5 protein-coding genes are annotated in these 17,939 nt (G+C 75.1%); all 5 read left to right on the top strand.

The features are described from left to right. Window positions 1-27 precede the first annotated feature (27 nt). The 5 genes from WMF26_RS14350 to WMF26_RS14330 all read left to right on the top strand — a co-directional run bounded on the left by WMF26_RS14350 (window position 28) and on the right by WMF26_RS14330 (window position 17,854). Window positions 28-1,290: an acyl-CoA dehydrogenase family protein gene (locus WMF26_RS14350; RefSeq protein WP_438000796.1), complete on the top strand. Its 1,263-nt coding sequence runs from the start codon at window positions 28-30 to the stop codon at window positions 1,288-1,290. Then, complete coding sequence (locus WMF26_RS14345; protein ID WP_438000795.1) at window positions 1,284-3,287, top strand: carbamoyltransferase family protein; 2,004 nt, start codon at window positions 1,284-1,286, stop codon at window positions 3,285-3,287. The genes WMF26_RS14350 and WMF26_RS14345 overlap by 7 nt, the downstream gene beginning before the upstream one ends. Before the next feature lie 43 nt (window positions 3,288-3,330). After that, window positions 3,331-4,296 (top strand): 2,3-diaminopropionate biosynthesis protein SbnA, encoded by a 966-nt coding sequence (gene sbnA / locus WMF26_RS14340; RefSeq protein WP_437946756.1) that lies wholly within the window; start codon window positions 3,331-3,333, stop codon window positions 4,294-4,296. A 15-nt stretch (window positions 4,297-4,311) separates the two neighbouring features. Next, a complete protein-coding gene (gene sbnB, locus WMF26_RS14335) occupies window positions 4,312-5,301 on the top strand; it encodes a 2,3-diaminopropionate biosynthesis protein SbnB (RefSeq protein ID WP_438000794.1) in 990 nt (329 codons plus the stop codon). Window positions 5,302-5,362: 61 nt separating this feature from the next. Beyond that, on the top strand, window positions 5,363-17,854 hold the full coding sequence (locus tag WMF26_RS14330; protein WP_438000793.1) for an amino acid adenylation domain-containing protein: 12,492 nt from the start codon (window positions 5,363-5,365) through the stop codon (window positions 17,852-17,854). The last annotated feature ends 85 nt before the right edge of the window (window positions 17,855-17,939 follow it).

Genomic DNA, 17,939 nt, shown 5'->3' with positions numbered 1-17,939 from the left:
AACAGCACGGATGCAAGGAGAAGAGCGGTGAGCTCGAATGACATGATCATGGGCGCCGGGCGCCGGGCGCGCCCGCGGATCGACCTCGCGCGGCAAACGGAGCTCGCGGAGGACGCGCTGAAGAAGGCGCTCGCCGACAGGGATCTCCCGGCCTTTTATCGGGTGTTCCGGTCGACGGATCTGCCGTTCTTGGGGCTCGTCTACGAGGGGGACGCGGCGGGCCTGTTCCGCGCGTGCGCGCACGTGCTGCACCGGCTCGGGGGCGTCTCCCCGGCGGTCGCGCTCGCGGTGGAGAACCACTTTTACGTGAGCTCCGCGATAGCCACCTTCCCCATCGGCGACGACGAGCGGCTCGACGCGCGGCGGCGCGCGCTGCTCGCCGAGATCGTCGAGCAGCGCCGGCTCGTCGCCAACACGAACTCGCGGGTGCACGGAGACCGCGTGGGCGCGGTGGGGACGCGGGCCCGGAAGGTCGACGGCGGATACGTGGTGAGCGGCGCCGCGTCGTACACGTCGCTCGCGACCGAGGGGGATCTCCTCATCTTCACGACCGCGCTCGAGGAGGGCTTCCCCGCGGTCCTGATGACGCGGCCGCGCGGCAACGCGGCGGTGGAGATCGGCCCTTACCTGTTCCCGGACGCGATGATCGACTCCGACACGCGCCGGATCGTCTTCCACGACCTCTTCGTGCCCGAGGAGGATTTCCTGCTCGGCGGCCAGACACCGGAGGTGATTCAGCTCCTCCTGTTCGAGATGGTCTGGCACCAGGCGCTGATTCCATCGCTCTACCTCGGCGCCGCGGCCCGGGCGATCGAGGAGTCGCGCCGGTTCCTCCGGACGGTCCGCGCCCGGGAGGGCGCGCCGCTCGCCGAGCTGGACGGCATGGTCGTCGACGTCGGGCGCCTCGTGATCCGCTACCGCGCCGCGTGCGCGGCGGTCCGCGAGGCGGGCGAGGCGATGGGCGCGATCCGCGGCGCGCGGGACCGCGCCGAGCGGCTCCCGGGGCTCTACGAGCTCGCCGGGGCGGCGAAGTACGTCGGGACGAGGTGCGCCGAGGAGATCGTCGCGGCGGCGCGCGGCATCGTCGGCGCGCGCGCGTACGCCGGGGACAGCGTCCTCGAGCGGCTGAGCAAGGAGGTCGTCTTCGGCCCGCTCGGACCGGAGGTGAACGCCGTCATCGAGCGCGCCCACGGGCGGCGCGCGCTCGGCGAGGGCGAGTTCGACGGCGCGGCGTCGTCGCCGTGGCTCGATGGCGCGATGAGCGCGAGCGGCAAGGAGGAGACATGCTGACGCTGGGGCTCTCAGGCGGGCTGAGCTTCGCCCACGAGGAGATGTACGACATCCCGCAGAGCTTCACGCACGACGGCGCGGCCGTGCTGGTGGAGGGCGGAGAGGTCGTCGCGGGGATCGAGGAGGAGCGGCTCAACCGCATCAAGCACTCCAACAAGTTCCCGATGGAGGCGATCCGCTTCTGCCTCGCCCGGCGCGGCGTCGACATCGAGCGGGTGGACCGGATCGCGTTCTACGCGAGCGAGGAGTACTGCAACGCGCTCCTCGCGCGGGTGCGCCTCCTGACCGGCGGCGCGCTGCCGCGCATCGACGCGCGCACGCTGCTCGCGGCGAAGCTCGGCCAGGGCTTCGGGCGCCCGATCGACCGGGACAAGATCGTCTTCGTCCCGCACCACCAGGCGCACGCGGCGAGCACCTACCTCCTGTCGGGCTTCGACGACAGCCTGATCGTGGCGATCGACGGATCGGGAGACTTCCTGTCCGGGCTCGTGGCCGTGGGCTCGGGCGACCGGATCGACGTCCTGTCGACGATGCCAGAGTCGAAGTCGCTCGGGAACTTCTACGTCGCGGTCATCAACCTCCTCGGCTACGGCGTCTTCGACGAGTACAAGGTGATGGGCCTCGCGCCGTACGGCGATCCCGCGCGGTACCGCGCGCAGATGAGCGCGCTCTACGCGCTCTTGCCGGACGGCGATTACGAGGTGTACCGCGACCGCGTGGGCGCGCTCGCGCAGGTGATCGAGGTGCGCCAGAAGGGCGGCCCGTTCACGCAGCAGCACCGCGACGTCGCGGCGTCGCTCCAGGAGGCGCTGGAGGCGATCGCGCTGCACGTGCTCCGCCACCAGCGCGAGGCGACGGGCAAGACGCGGCTGTGCCTGGCCGGCGGCGTCGCGCACAACTGCACGATGAACGGGAAGATCCTCTATTCGGGCCTGTTCGAGCGCGTCTTCGTGCAGCCGGCGGCGCACGACGCGGGCTGCGCGCTCGGGGCCGCGCTGCACACGAACCTCGCCGCGGGGGCCCTCACGTCGCGGCGGCGGCTCGAGCACGTGTTCTGGGGCAGCGACGTCGGCGAAGAGGCGGAGATCGGCCGCGAGCTCGCCGGCTGGTCCCGCTTCGTCCGGAGCGAGCGCGCCGCGGATCTGCCGGGGCGCGTCGCCGACGTCATCGCCGGCGGGGCCGCCGTGGGCTGGGCGCAGGGCGGGTCCGAGTTCGGGCCCCGGGCGCTCGGACACCGCAGCATCCTGGCCGACCCGAGGCCGGCCGCGAACAAGGACCTCGTGAACGCGATGGTCAAGAAGCGCGAGGCCTACCGCCCGTTCGCGCCCGCCGTGCTGGCGGAGGACGCGCGCGAGTTCTTCGAGCTCCCGGCCGGAGAGGGAGAGTTCCCCTTCATGATCTTCGTGCTCAAGGTCCGGGAGGACAAGCGGAGCGTCCTCGGGGCGACGACGCACGTGGACGGCACGGCGCGCGTCCAGACGGTGTCGCAGCGGTCGAACCCGCGCTTTTACGGCCTCCTCAAGGCGTTCAAGGACCGGACCGGCGTGCCGGTGCTGCTCAACACCTCGTTCAACAACAACGTGGAGCCGATCGTCGACTCCGCGCACGACGTGGTGACGAGCTTCTTGACGACCGGGCTCCATTACCTCGCGATCGGCGACTACTTCGTCGAGAAGCGGCCGTGGACGTGGGAGGACCTCGCGACGCTCGCGCTCGAGATCCCGAGGCACGTCCGCGTCGACCAGATCCACAGGTTCGTCGCGATGGATCGCGCGACCTCGGTCTTCGAGCTGCGGAACACGTACGACGCCGGCGCGCGGGCGAGCGTGTCGCCCGACGTGGGCGAGGCGCTGATGCGCGCGGACGGCGCGCGCTCGATCGGCGAGCTGCTCGCGGAGGCCGGCGCCGGCGAGCCCGCGCGCATGCAGAAGGCGGTCCTGGAGATCGAGGGGCTCTGGTCGCAGCGGCTCGTGTCGCTGCGCCCGAGAGAGGCCTAGTTCGTGGGTGCCTGTCCAGCGCCTTGAGGGTGGTAAAGCCTGCATGCTTCATCAAGAACAACTCCTCTCGCGGGCGGCCACGCTCGTCAGCATGCTCCGCGAGACGCCGGTCGTGCGGCTCGACCACGAGCGCCTCGAGCTCTTCGTAAAGCTCGAGTACTGCAGCGCGGTCGGGAGCATCAAGGACCGCCCCGCGCTCTGGATCCTGAAGTCGGCGATCGAGCGCGGCGAGATCGACCCGCGGACGACGGTGGTGGAGTCGTCGTCCGGCAACTTCGCCATCGCGCTCGCCGCGTACGCGCAGCTCCTCGGGCTCGACTACATCCCCGTGATCGATCCCCACATCTCCGCGGTGAACGAGCACGTGCTCCGCTCGCTCTGCGCGCGGGTCGTGAAGGTCGAGGAGCGGGACGACACGGGGGGTTTCCTCAAGACGCGGCTCGCCCGCGTGCAGTCGCTCTGCGCCTCGCTCCCGCGGGCCTACTGGCCCAACCAGTACAAGAACCCCGACGGGATGATGGCCCATTTCCACACGACGGGCCGGGAGATCTGCGAGGCGTTCACGGAGCTCGATTTCGTGTTCGTCGCCGTGAGCTCGGCGGGGACGGTCGCCGGGCTGTCGCGGCGCCTGAAGGAGCACTTCCGCGGGGTGAAGATCGTCGCGGTGGACGCCGAGGGGTCGGTGATCTTCGGCGGCCCGCCGCGGCCGCGCCGCATCCCGGGGATCGGCGCGGGGGTCGTGCCCGACCTCCTGCGAGAGGCGCTGATCGACGACGTCGTGATCGTCCCAGAGGTGGAGTCGATCGCCGCGTGCCGGACGATGCTCGACCGCCACCGGCTGCTCGTCGGCGGCTCGACGGGGACGGTCTACGCGGCGATCCAGCGCTATTTCGGCCGGGCGACCGGCCTCACGAGGCCGAGGGTCCTGTTCCTCTGCGCGGACCGCGGCGTGCCTTATCTCGACACCGTTTACAACCCTGCGTGGGCGTCGCGATACGCCGAGGGATGATCGATGCGCTTTGGTGTGGTCTCTGGCAATGTCATCCGTCGCCTCATCGAGGAGAGCCCCGAGGAGTGCGTCGAGGCGGTCGAGGGCGCGTACCTCGCCGGCCACCGCGGTGAGGTGGTCTGTCCGAACAGCTATTTCCTCCGCTTCCCCGACCGGCCGGACGCGCGGATCATCGCGCTCCCGGCCCACCTCGGCGGCGGAGAGCCCGTGTCGGGGATCAAGTGGATCGCCAGCTATCCGGCGAACGTCCGGCAGGGCATCCCCCGGGCGTCGGCGGTGATCGTCCTGAACCGCGCGGACAACGGGTATCCGTTCGCGTGCCTCGAGGGCTCGATCATCTCGGCGGCGCGCACCGCGGCGTCCGCGGTCTCCGCGGCGGCGGCGCTGTCCGGGGGGCGGCGCGCGCGCTCGCTCGGCATCGTCGGGACCGGGCTCATCGCCCGGTACGTGGTCTCGTTCCTGTCGCGCCTCGGCTGGGAGATCCCCGAGGTGCTCCTGTTCGACACGAACCCCGCCGAGCCCGAGCGGTTCCGCGCGGCCGCCTTCGGGCCGGACGAGCGCCGCGAGATCCGCGTCGCGAAGGACCTGGAGACCGTGGTGCGGCGGAGCGATCTGCTCGTCTTCACGACCTCGGCGGCGACGCCGCACGTCCACGACGCGGGCTGGTTCTCCCACAACCCGGTCGTGCTGCACCTGTCGCTGCGCGACCTGTCGCCGAGCATCGTCCGCTCCTCGTTCAACGTTGTCGACAGCGTCGAGCACGTGCTGAGCGCCGGCACCTCGCTCCACCTGGCAGAGCAGGAGTCCGGCCGGCGCGACTTCGTCACGGGGACGATCGCCGAGGTGCTCCTCGGGCGGTGCGCGGCGCCGCGGACGAGGCCGATCGTGTTCTCGCCGTTCGGGATGGGGATCCTCGATCTCGCGGTGGCGCGGTGGGCCTACGCCCGCGCCGAGGCCGCGGGCGACGTGACGTGGATCGACGACTTCTTCGACATGACGCGCTGACGCCGGGCGGGCTTCGCAGAGGGCGAGAGAGCGCGGGAGCTTTTCGATGAGCGGTGTTTTGGTGGGTGATCTGGATCGCTGCGCGACCCTGGTGGATCTCCTTCGGTTGCGCGCCGAGGCCCAGGGCGATGCCCTGGTCTTCCGGTTCCTGACGACCGGAGACGTGGACGGCGGCGCCGAGGCGTGGACGTACCGCGATCTCCACGTCCGCGCGATGGGCATCGCGGCGTCGCTCCAGGCGGCCGGGGGCGCCGGAGAGCGCGCGCTGCTCCTCTACGCGCCGGGGCTCGACTTCATCGCGGCGTTCATGGGTTGCGTCTACGCCGGCGTCATCGCGGTCCCCACGTACCCGCCGAACCCCGCGCAGATGGATCGCACCCTGCCGCGGCTCCGCGCGATCGCCCGCGACGCGGGCGCGAGGTTCGTCCTCTCGACCGCGATGATCGCCTCCATGGCGGAGGCCCTCGGGCAGCAGGCGCCGGAGCTCGGGGCGCTCCGCTGGATCGCCACCGACGCGCTCGAGCCCGGCGCGGCCTCGGCGTGGCGGCCGCCGGCGATCTCCGGGGAGACGCTCGCGTTCCTCCAGTACACGTCCGGCTCCACCGGGCACCCGAAGGGCGTGATGGTGAGCCACGCGAACGTGATGGCCAACGAGCGCGCCATCCTCGCCGGCTTCGAGCACGACGCGGGCTCGTCGGGCGTCGGGTGGCTGCCGCTCTTCCACGACATGGGGCTGATCGGCAAGGTGCTGCAGCCGATCTTCGTCGGCTTCCCGTGCACGCTGATGTCGCCGCTCGCGTTCCTGGAGCGGCCGATGCGGTGGCTCAAGGCGATCTCGCGCTTCCGCGCCACGACGAGCGGCGGGCCGAACTTCGCCTACGACCTCTGCGCGCGCAAGGCGACGCCCGAGGACCTGGCGGCGCTCGACCTCCGCTCCTGGTCGGTGGCGTTCAACGGCGCGGAGCCGGTCCGCGCCGAGACCCTGGACCGGTTCGCGGCCACGTTCGCGCCGTGCGGCTTCCGCCGGGAGGCGTTCTACCCGTGCTACGGGCTCGCCGAGGCGACGCTGTTCGTCTCCGGGGGCCTCCGCGCCGCGCCGCCCGCGTGTGTGAGCGTCGACGCCGGCGCGCTCGCGCGCGGGGTCTCGCTCGAGGTGGACCCGGCGTCCCCGGGCGCGGGCGCGGGCGCGCGGCGGCTCGTGTCGTCGGGGGCGCCCCGGGCGCGCGTGGCCGTCGTGTCGCCGGAGGGCGGCGAGCGCCTCGCGGACGGGCACATCGGCGAGATCTGGGTCGCCGGCCCGAGCGTCGCCGGCGGGTACTGGGGCCGCGCCGAGGAGACGGCGCGCACGTTCGGCGCGCGCCTCGCGGGCGACGACGCCACGCCGTACCTGCGCACCGGGGATCTCGGGTTCCTCGCGGGCGGAGAGCTGTTCGTCACCGGGCGCATCAAGGACCTCATCGTCATCCGCGGGCGGAACCTGTACCCCGACGACATCGAGCGCACGGTGGAGGCGGCGCACCCGCGCGTTCGCCCCGGCTGCTGCGCGGCGTTCTCGATCGAGGTCGGCGGGGAAGAGCGGCTCGGGATCGCGGCCGAGATCGACGCGCGCGGCGGGGGCGAGCCGCCGCCGGACGCGGTGGAGGCGGTGCGGTCCGCCGTCGCCAGGGAGCACGACGTGCAGCCGCACGCGGTGCTGCTGCTCCGGCCGCGCACGATCCCGAAGACGTCGAGCGGCAAGATCCAGCGGCACGCGTGCGCCCAGGGGTTCCGCGACGGGACGCTCGAGGCGCTGGTCGCGTCGCTGTCCCCGGAGGCGCCGGCCGGCGCGGCGGCGGAGCCGGCGCGGCCGGCGGCCGATCCGGCGCGGATGCTGCGGCTCGCGCTGCGCGCGGTGCCCGCCGCGGGGAGGGCGGCCCTGCTCGTCGAGGCGGCGCGCGAGGAGCTCGCCCGGCTCGCGCGGGTGGACGGCGGGAGCATCGCGCCGACCTCGAAGCTCATGGCGCTCGGGCTCGACTCGCTGGCGAGCATCGAGCTGCAGGCGCGCTTCGAGGAGCTGCTCGGCGTCCCGGTGCCGGCGCAGCTGCTCTGGCAGGCGTCCACGGTCGAGGAGCTCGCGGCGGCGCTCGCGGGGGCGCTCGAGGCGCCGGCGCGGGCCGAGTCGCCCGCCGCGCCGCCCGCGGCGGCGGGGGAGCCGGTCGAGCTCTCGTCCCACCAGCTCCGCCTCTGGTTCTTCTGCAAATTCGCGCCGGAGAGCCCGCTCTATCACGTGGTGTTCGGCGCGCGGATCGTCGGCGCGCTCGACGAGGCGAAGCTCGAGGAGAGCCTCGCGGCCGTGGTCCGCCGGCATCCGGCGCTGCGCACCGTGTTCCGCGAGATCGGCGGGGAGCCGCGGCAGATCGTGCTCCCCGAGGTGGCGGTGCCCCTCGCCCGCGCGCGCGTCGAGGCGGCGGGGGCCGACGAGCGCGAGGAGCGCCTGCGCGCGCTGGCCGCCGAATGGGGGCAGCGGCCGTTCGCGCTCGAGGAGGGGCCGCTGACGCGGGTGTGCCTGGTCTCGCTCGGCGAGCGCCACCACGTGCTGCTCTTCGCGCAGCACCACCTCGTGACCGACGGCCGATCGATCGAGGTGCTCGTGCGCGACCTCGCGGCGGAGTACACCCCGCGCGCGGCCGGCCGCGCCGGAGCGGCGCTGGGGCCGGCCCCCGGGTACGACGGCTACGCGCGCGCGCAGCGGGCCGCGCTCGCGCGCATGGACGCGGAGCGGGCGCACTGGAAGGCGAAGCTCGAGGGGCTGCCGCGGCTCGACCTCGGCGCCGAGCGACGGCGCCCGGCGGCGTCGCCCTTCGCCGGCGGGACGGTCCGGTTCGCGCTGTCCGCGCCGCACGTCGAGGCGGCGCTCGCCGCCGCGCGGGCGGAGAACGCGACGCTCTTCGTCGCCCTCGCCGCCGTGTACGCGGCGCTGCTCCACCGCACGACCGGGCAGGAGGACTTCGGGATCGGCGTCGTCGTCGCCAACCGGAGCCGCCCCGAGCACCAGGAGATCGTCGGCTTCTTCGCGAACACGGTCGTCCTGCGCGTCGATCTCTCCGGCAGGCCGACGTACCGCGAGCTCGTCCGCCGCGTGCGCCGGACCATGGCCGAGGCGATGGAGCACGCCGAGCTGCCGTTCGACGAGGTCGCGCGCGCCGCCGGCGCCGGGCGCCCGGGCGAGCGGGACGCGCTGGTCCAGGCGAGCTTCGTGCTGGAGAGCGTCTCGGAGCCGCCCGCGGGCGCCGAGGGGGCGCTGTGGCGTCCCGTGCTCTGGTCCCCGGACGGGGCCGTGGAGGGCACCGCGAAGTTCGACCTGGGGCTCAGCGTGGCCCGCTTCGATGGCGAGCGCGGCGAGCTCAGGGCCGCGCTCGAGTACCGCGAGGACCGCTTCGCGCGCGACGAGATCGAGCGCATGGCCGGCCACCTGGAGGTGCTCCTCCGCTCCGCCGCCGAGGATCCGGACCGGCCGATCGACGAGCTCGCGCTGCTCCCGCCGGACGAGGAGCGGTACCTGATCGCGGGCTGCAACGACACCGCGGCGCCCGTCCCGGAAGGCGCCTGCTTCCACGACCTCTTCCGGCAGCAGGCCGCCCGCACGCCCGACCGGATCGCCGCCGCCTGCGGCGACCTCCGGCTCTCCTACGCGGAGCTCGACCGCCTCTCCGATCAGGTCGCGCGCGCGCTCGCGGCGCGCGGCGTCGGCCCGGATCGCCTTGTCGCCCTGCTGACGCGCCGCGATCTCGATTTCCTGGTGCTCGCGCTCGGGGCCTTCAAGGCGGCGGGCGCGTACGTGCCGCTCGACCCGGCGCACCCGGCGCGGCGCAACGCCGACATCCTCACGCGCGCGGGCGGCCCTCTCCTCCTCGTGGGCGACGCGATCCCGGGCGCGCTGCGGGACGAGATCGTCGCCGCGTGCGCCGCCGCGCCCGAGGCGCTCTCGGCGGGCGAGCTGCTCGCCGAAGGCGCGGCCGCGCCCGACGAAGCGCCGGCCCGCGCGCGGCCGGAGCACCTCGCCTACGTCATCTTCACGTCGGGATCGACCGGCGCGCCCAAGGGCGCGATGGTCGAGCACCGGGGGATGCTGAACCACCTCTTCGCGAAGGTGCGCTCCCTCGGGCTCGGGCCGTCGGACGTCGTCGCGCAGACCGCGCCGGTCAGCTTCGACATCTCGGTGTGGCAGCTGCTCTGCGCCCTGCTCGCGGGCGGGACGTGCCGGCTCGTGCCCGACGAGATCGCGACCGACCCGGCGCGGCTCCTCGAGGCCGTGGGCGACCTCGGCATCACCGTCCTGGAGATCGTCCCGTCGCTCCTGCGCGGGGCGCTCGACGAGCTGGAGTCGCGCCCGAGCTTCCGGCCGCGCCTCGAGGGCCTGCGGTGGCTCGTCCTCACCGGCGAGGCGCTCCCGCCCGATCTCGCGCGGCGGTGGCTCGCGCTCTTCCCGCAGATCCCGCTGATGAACGCCTACGGCCCGACGGAGTGCTCGGACGACGTCGCCCAGCACGTCCTCGCCGAGCCCCCGCCCGAGGACGCGGCGTACGTGCCGATCGGCCTCCCGATCCAGAACACGCAGCTCTACGTGCTCGATCGGCGGCGGCGGCCCGTGCCGCTCGGCGTCGCCGGCGAGCTCTACGTCGGCGGCGACGGCGTCGGCCGGGGCTACCTCCACGACCCCGAGCGCACCGCGGCGGCGTTCCTGCCGGATCCGTTCGCGCCCGGCGCGGGCGCGCGCCTGTACCGGACCGGCGACCTGGTGCGGCGCCTGCCGGGCGGCGAGCTCGTGTTCCTCGGGCGGATCGACCACCAGATCAAGCTCCGCGGCTTCCGCATCGAGCTCGGCGAGATCGAGGCGGCGACCGCGCGGTGCGCGGGGATCCGCGATGTCGTCGTGGTCGCCCGCGAGGACGCGCCGGGCGACCCGCGGCTCGTCGCGTACGTGGTCCCGGAGGCCCCGTCGTTCGATCCGGGCGCCCTCAAGGAGCAGCTCTCGTCGCGCCTGCCGGCATACATGATCCCGGCGGCGATCGTCCCGCTCGACGCGCTCCCGCTGAGCGCGAACGGCAAGGTCGACCGCAAGGCGCTGCCCGCGCCCGCGTGGGGCGCCGCGGGCGATCTCGCGGCGCGGACGGCGCCGCGCACCGGCCTCGAGCAGGCGATCGCCGAGGTGTGGCGCGCCGTCCTCGGGGTCGAGCGCGTCGGCGCGCACGACGACTTCTTCGCGATCGGCGGGCACTCGCTCTCGGCCACCCGCGCGGCGGCCCGCCTGCGCGACGTGCTCGGCGTCGACGTCGCCGTCCGGTGGATCTTCGAGGCGCCGACCGTCGCCCGGCTCGCCGCACTCGTCGAGCGGCAGGTCCAGGGGGGCGCGCGCCCTGCGCCCCGGCCGATCTCGCCGACGCCGCGCGAGGGCGAGGTGGCGCTCTCGTTCGCGCAGCAGCGGCTCTGGTTCCTCGATCAGCTCGAGCCGGAGAGCGCCACGTACAACGTGCCGGCGGCGCTCCGCCTGCGCGGCGCGCTCGACCCGGAGGCGCTCGGCCGCGCGATCGCGGCGGTGGTCCGGCGGCACGAGGTCCTGCGCGCCACGCTGCACGCCGTCGACGGCCGCCCGGTCCAGCGCTTCCACGGCGCGCCGGAGGCGTGGCCCCTCCCCCTCGTCGACCTCTCGGGGCTCCCCGCGCCCGAGCGGGAGGCGTCCGCGCGGCGCCGCGCGTCGGAGGAGGCCGCGAGGCCGTTCGATCTCTCGCAGGGGCCGCTCCTGCGCGCGGCGCTCTTCCGGCTCGCGCCCGACGACCACGTGCTGCTCGTCACGCTCCACCACATCGCCTCGGACGGGTGGTCGCTCGGCGTGCTCGCGGGCGAGCTCACCGCGGCCTACGAGGCGTTCGCGCGCAAGGAGGAGCCGCGGCTCCGCCCGCTGCCGATCCAGTACGCCGACTACGCCGCCTGGCAGCGGCAGGAGCTCACCCAGGACCTGCTCCAAGCCGAGCGGGAGGTCTGGCGCCGCCGGCTCGACGGCGCGCCGCCGCTGGAGCTGCCCACGGACCGCCCCCGCCCCGCGGCGCGCTCGTCCCGCGGGCGCACGCACCGGTTCGAGCTGCCGCGCGACCTCACCGCCGCGCTCCGGCGCCGGAGCCAGGAGCTCGGGGCCACGCTGTTCATGACGCTCCTCGCCGGCTTCGAGGCGCTGCTCCACCGCTACAGCGGCCAGGAGGACTTCTGCGTCGGCACGCCGGTGGCGGGCCGCGGGCGGGCCGAGATCGAGCCGCTCATCGGGCTGTTCGTCAACACGCTCGTCCTGCGCGCGCGGCTCGACGGCGACCCGAGCTTCGAGGAGCTCGTCGGCCGCGTGAAGGCGGACGCGCTCGAGGCGTACGCCCACCAGGATCTCCCCTTCGAGCTCGTCGTCGACGCGCTCGCCGTCGCGCGGGATCTCCGCCGGAACCCGCTGTTCCAGGTGATGTTCGCGCTCCAGAACGTCCCCCCGCCCGCGCTCTCGCTGCCGGGCGTCGAGGTGTCGCCGGTCGAGCTCGACGTCGAGCAGGCGCGGTTCGACCTGACGCTCTTCCTCACCGAGACCGGCGATGTCATCGAGGGCGCCCTCGAGTTCGATCTCGACCTGTTCGACCCCGCGACCGTCGCGCGGCTCGCGGGGCACTACGAGACGATCCTGCGCGCCGCCGCCGCGGCGACGTCGGCGCGCGTGGGCGAGCTCCCGCTCCTCACGCCGGCCGAGCGGCGCGAGGTGCTCGTCTCGTGGAACGCCACGAGCGCGCCGCCTCCGCCCGCCGCGTGCCTGCACGAGCTCTTCGACGCGCAGGCCGAGCGGTCGCCCGACGCCGTGGCCGTGGTCTCCGACGGCGGCGAGCTCACGTACGGCGAGCTCCGCCGCCGCGCCGACGCGCTCGCGCAGCGCCTGCGCGCGCTCGGGGTGGGGCCCGAGGTGCGCGTGGGCCTGTGCGTGCGGCGGACGCTCGACCTTGTCGTGGCCCTCTGGGCCATCTTCAAGGCCGGCGGCGTCCACGTGCCGCTCGACCCGGGTTACCCGCGCCAGCGGCTCGCGGTGATCCTGGAGGACGCGGCGGCGCACCTGCTCGTGACCGAGCGCGCGCTCTCGGGGCTCGTGCCGGCCGGGTCGTCCGAGGTCCTGCTGCTCGACGAGATCGCCGCCGGCGCGGCGGACCCGGCCGCCGCACCGCTCGCCCCGCTCGCCCCCCTCGAGCCGGGGCGGCCGGACCAGGCGGCCTACCTCATCTACACCTCCGGCTCGACGGGCCGGCCAAAGGCCGTCGTGATCGAGCACCGCCAGGCCGTCGCGCTCGCGTGGTGGGCGCGGCGGGCGTTCTCGGACGAGGAGCTCGCCGGCGTGCTCGCGTCCACGTCCACGTGCTTCGACCTCTCGGTCTTCGAGCTCGTCGTGCCGCTCTGCTGGGGCGGCAAGGTCGTCCTCGCCGACAACGCGCTCGCGCTGCCCGCCCTCCGGCGCGCCGGCGAGGTCACGCTCCTCAACACCGTGCCGTCCGCCGCGGCGGCGCTGCTCGCGGCCTCCGGCATCCCCGCCTCCGTGCGGACCGTGTGCCTCGCCGGCGAGCCGCTCCGCGCCTCGCTCGCGCGCGACGTGCTCGCGCTGCCGCACGTCGGCCGGCTCCTCAACCTGTACGGCCCCAGCGAGACCACGACGTACTCGACCGGCGCGACCGTCACCGCCGACGCGCGCCCCACGATCGGTCGGCCGATCGATCACACCCAGGTCTACGTGCTCGACGCCCGCAGGCAGCCGGTGCCCGTCGGCGTGGCCGGCGAGATCTACATCGCCGGCGCGGGCGTCGCGCGCGGCTACCTCGGGCGCGACGAGCTCACGGCCGAGCGGTTCGTCCCCTGCCCGCTCGACGAGGCCCGCGGCGCGCGCATGTACCGCACCGGCGACCGCGCGCGCTGGCTCGCGAGCGGCGAGCTCGAGTACCTCGGCCGTCTCGATCACCAGGTGAAGATCCGCGGCTTCCGCATCGAGCCGGCGGAGACCGAGGCCGCGCTCGCCGCGCACCCGGACGTCCGCGAGGCGCTCGTGCTCGCGCGCGACGACGGCCCCGCCGGCCGCTGGCTCGTCGCCTACGTCCTCGCCCGGCGGCCGCTCGACGCCGAGGCGCTGCGCGCGTTCGTCGCCGAGCGGCTCCCGGAGCCCTTCGTCCCGTCCGCCTTCGTCGAGCTCGACGCCTGGCCGCTCAACCCGAACGGCAAGGTCGACCGCAAGGCGCTCCCGGCACCCAGCCGGCCCGCCCCCGCGGCCCTCCCGCGGCGCGCGCCGGCGACGCCGACCGAGCAGGCCCTCGCCGGCGTGTGGGGCGAGGTCCTCGGCCGAGACGGCCTCGGGACGACCGACGACTTCTTCGCGCTCGGCGGCCACTCGCTCCTCGCCGTGCAGGTCGTCGCGCGCGCGCGGCGCCTGTTCGGCGTCGACCTGCCGCTGCGCGCCGCCTTCGACGCGCCGACGATCACCGCCCTCGCCGAGCGCATCGATCGGGCGAAGCAGGACGGGCGCCGCGCCGCGCCCCGGCCGCTCCGCCCGGCGCACCGCGGCGCCGACGCGCCGCTCTCCCCCGCCCAGCAGCGCCTCTGGTTCGTCGAGGCGCTCCAGCCGGGCACCGCGGTCTACAACATGCCGATCGGGGTCCTGCTCCGCGGCCCGCTCGATCGCGCCGCGCTCGCGCGGAGCCTCGAGCAGATCGTCGCGCGCCACGAGGTGCTGCGGACCCGGTTCGAGGTGCGCGGCGGCCAGCCGGTCCAGATCGTGCTCCCCGAGGCCCGGATCGAGCTGCGCCACGTCGACCTGTCCCGCGTCCCGCCGCAGGACCGGGCCCGGGCCGCGCGGCGCGCGGCGGAGGAGGAGGCGCGCCGGCCGTTCGACCTCGCCGCGGGCCCGCCCCTCCGCGCGGCGCTGTTCCGCCTCGCCGACGAGGAGCACGCGCTCCTCGTCACCGCGCACCACGTCGCCTGCGACGGCGGCTCGATCCCCGTCCTGCTCCGCGAGCTGTCCGCCTGCTACGAGGCCGCGCGCGCGGGCCGCGCGCCGGACCTGCCGCCCCTCCCGGTGCAGGTCGCCGACGTCGCGATCTGGCAGCGCGCCCAGGCCGACGCGTGGCGCGGCCAGCTCGAGTACTGGAAGCGCGCGCTGGCCGACCTCGAGCCGCTGGAGCTCCCCACCGACCGGCCGCGCGGCGGCGCCCTCTCCCACCGCGGCGACACCGTCCCCGTGCGCCTGCCCGCGCCGCTCGTCGAGGCGCTCCGCGCCCTCGGCCGGCGCGAGGGGGCGACGATGTTCATGCTGCTCCTCGCCGGCTACGTCGCCCTCCTGCACCGGTACACGGGCCGCGCCGGCGTGGCCGTCGGCTCGCCGACCGGCGGCCGCACGCAGGTCGAGATGGAGCCGCTCATCGGCTTCTTCGTGAACATGCTCGTCCTCCGCGTGCGCGTCGACGACGACCCCACGTTCGCCGAGCTCGTGCGGCGGGTCCGGCAGGTGACGCTCGAGGCCCAGGAGCACCAGGACGTCCCGTTCGAGCAGGTGGTGGACGCCCTTCAGGTGAAGCGCGACCTCGGCCGCACGCCGCTCTTCCAGGCCGCCTTCGCGTTCCAGGGCGCGCCGGAGCGGCCGCGCGCGCTCGGGGGGCTCGCGGCCTCGCCGTTCGAGGTCGACACCGCGACCGCGAAGTTCGACCTCCTGCTCGCGCTGGAGGAGGGCGAAACGGACATCTCCGGCGGCATCGAGTTCAGCGCCGATCTGTTCGACAGGTCCACGATCGAGCGCTGGCGAGGCCACCTCGAGGCCCTGCTCGCGGCGAGCGCCGCGCGGCCCGAGCTGCGCGTCAGCGACCTGCCGCTGCTCGGGCGCGAGGAGCGCGATCTCGTCGTGCGGACGTTCAGCGACGGCGGCGCGGCGCAGCCCGCCCCCCAAGCCGCGTGCGCGCACCGCCTGTTCGAGGCGCAGGCCGGCGCGGCCCCCGAGCGGACCGCGCTCCTCTTCGAGGGCGCGGCGGTGAGCTACGGCGAGCTGAACCGCCGGGCCAACCAGCTCGCGCACCACCTCCGCGCCCGCGGCGTCCGGCGCGGCGCGCTGGTCGGCGTGTGCATGCCGCGCTCGTCCAACATGATCGTGGCGCTCCTCGCGGTGCTGAAGGCCGGCGGCGCGTACGTGCCGCTCGACCCGACCTACCCGCGCGACCGGCTCGCCTTCATGATCGAGGACGCGCGCCCCGCGCTGCTCATCGCCCAGCCGGAGCTCCTCGAGGCGCTGCCCGCGGCGCTGCCGCCGGTCGTGCGGCTCGGCGAGAGCGAGCCCGCCTTCCCCCACGAGCGGGCCGACGATCCCGACGCCGGCGCGCTCCCCGAGGACCTCGCCTACGTCATCTACACCTCCGGCTCGACGGGCCGCCCCAAGGGCGTGCTCATCGAGCACCGCTCGCTCTCCGCCTTCGCCGAGGCGCAGCGCAAGCAGCTCGGCGTCGAGCCGGGGACGCGCGTCCTCCAGTTCACCCGGCTCAGCTTCGACGTCTCCGTGATGGAGATCTTCGTGCCGCTCTCCGCCGGCGGCGTCGTCTGCCTCGCGCGCGCCGAGGCGCTCATGCCCGGGCCCGGGCTCATCGATCTCCTGCGCCAGGAGCGCATCCAGATCGCGATGCTCACGCCCTCGGCCCTCATGGCGGTCGGCTTCGACACGCTCCCCGACCTGCGCGTCCTGTGCGTCGCCGGCGAGGTGTGCCCGGTGGAGCTGCCGCGGCGGTGGGCGCGGGGCCGGCGGTTCCTCAACGGCTACGGCCCCACCGAGGCCACGGTGCTCGCGACGTCGGCCGAGTACACCGCCGACGTCGCGCGGCCCACGATCGGCCGCCCGCTGCCGAACACGCAGGTCTACGTGCTCGACGGCCGCGGCCAGCCGGCGCCCGTCGGCATCCCCGGCGAGCTCCACATCGGCGGCGTCGGCCTCGCGCGCGGCTACCTGAACCGCGACGACCTCACCGCCGCCCGCTTCGTGCGCGCGGCGTTCCCCGAGGCCGAGGGCGCGCGGCTCTACCGCACGGGCGACCTCGTGCGGTGGCTGCCGAACGGCGAGATCGACTTCCTCGGCCGCCTCGACGAGCAGGTCAAGATCCGCGGCTTCCGGATCGAGCTCGGCGAGATCGAGGCCGTGCTCGCGTCCCACCCGGACGTCGCCGAGGCGGCGGTGGTCACCCGGGAGCACGCGCCCGGCGACGTGCGGCTCGCGGGCTTCTTCATCCCGCGCGGCGGGCGCGCCGACGCCGACGCGCTGCGCCGCTTCCTCGCCGCTCGGCTGCCCGACTACATGGTCCCGCCGGCGCTCGTGCCGGTCGAGCGGTGGCCGCAGACGCCGAGCGGCAAGATCGATCGCCGGGCGCTCGCCGCGTCCGCGCCCGCGGCGCTCGCGGAGGGCGCGCGCGTGCCGCCGCGGACCCGGCTCGAGCTCGAGCTCTGCGCCCTGTTCGAGGAGCTCCTCGGCGCGCCCGGCGTCGGCGTGACCGACGACTTCTTCTCGCTCGGCGGGCACTCGCTGCTCGCCGTGCGGCTCATGACCGAGATCCGCGGCCGCTTCGGCCGCGATCTGCCGCTCACCAGCCTCTTCCGCGCGCCGACGGTCGAGGGCCTCGCGGCGCTCCTGCGCGACGGGGGCGGCGCGACGCCGGGCCGCGCCTCGGTCGTGGTCCCGCTCCACACGCGGGGCGCGCGCCCGCCGCTCTTCTTCGTGCACCCCGTGGGCGGCAACGTCCTCTGCTACGCCGACCTCGCCGCCGCGCTCGGGGACGAGCGCCCCTTCTACGGCATCCAGGCGTACGGGCTGGAGACCCCCCCGCGGCCGCTCGGCAGCGTCGGCGAGATGGCCGAGGCGTACTGCGAGGAGCTCCGCCGCGTCCAGCCCGAGGGGCCGTACCTCCTCGGCGGCTGGTCGATGGGCGGCGTCGTGGCCTTCGAGATGGCCCGCGTCCTCGAGCGCGGCGGGCGCCGCGTGGCCGCCGTCGTCCTCCTCGACGCGTACCTGCCGCCGTTCGACGAGCCCGGCGACGAGCTCCCGCCGATCGCGCAGCTCGCCGCGGATCTCGCGGGGATCTCGGGCGCGTCGGCCGCCGCGGCGCTCGCCGAGCTGGGCGACGGCGCGCCCCACGCCGCGTGGCTGCTCGAGCGCGCGCAGGAGCTCGGCGCCCTGCCCCGCGGCACCACGCTCGCCGAGCTCGAGGCGCTGCTCGACGTGTTCCAGCGGAACGCGGCGCTGCTCGCGCGCTACGCCCCCGGCGCGGTGTCGGCCCGGGTCGAGCTCTTCCGCGCCGAGGCCTCGCCGCGCCGCGACCCGCGGCCCGCCTGGGCCAGGTGGGCCCCCGGCCTGAGGAGCCACGTCGCGGCCGGCGATCACTACACGCTGCTCCGCAAGCCGCGCGTCGGCGCGCTCGCCGAGCGCATCCGGGCGGCGCTGCTCGAGGCCGACGCCGGCGCGGACCGCGAGGGCGCCGCCGGGCCGCCCGGGTGATCGGCGCTCGCGCCGCCGCGCTTCACCGCCCTGCCGCGCCCGTCGCGGGCAAGGGCCTTTGACCGACTCGTCTCGAATCCATCAA

It is taken from the genome of Sorangium sp. So ce185 (genome assembly GCF_051526825.1).
Taxonomy (GTDB): Bacteria; Myxococcota_A; Polyangia; order Polyangiales; family Polyangiaceae; genus Sorangium; species Sorangium cellulosum_D.
This window is presented reverse-complemented; position numbering and strand designations above follow the sequence as displayed.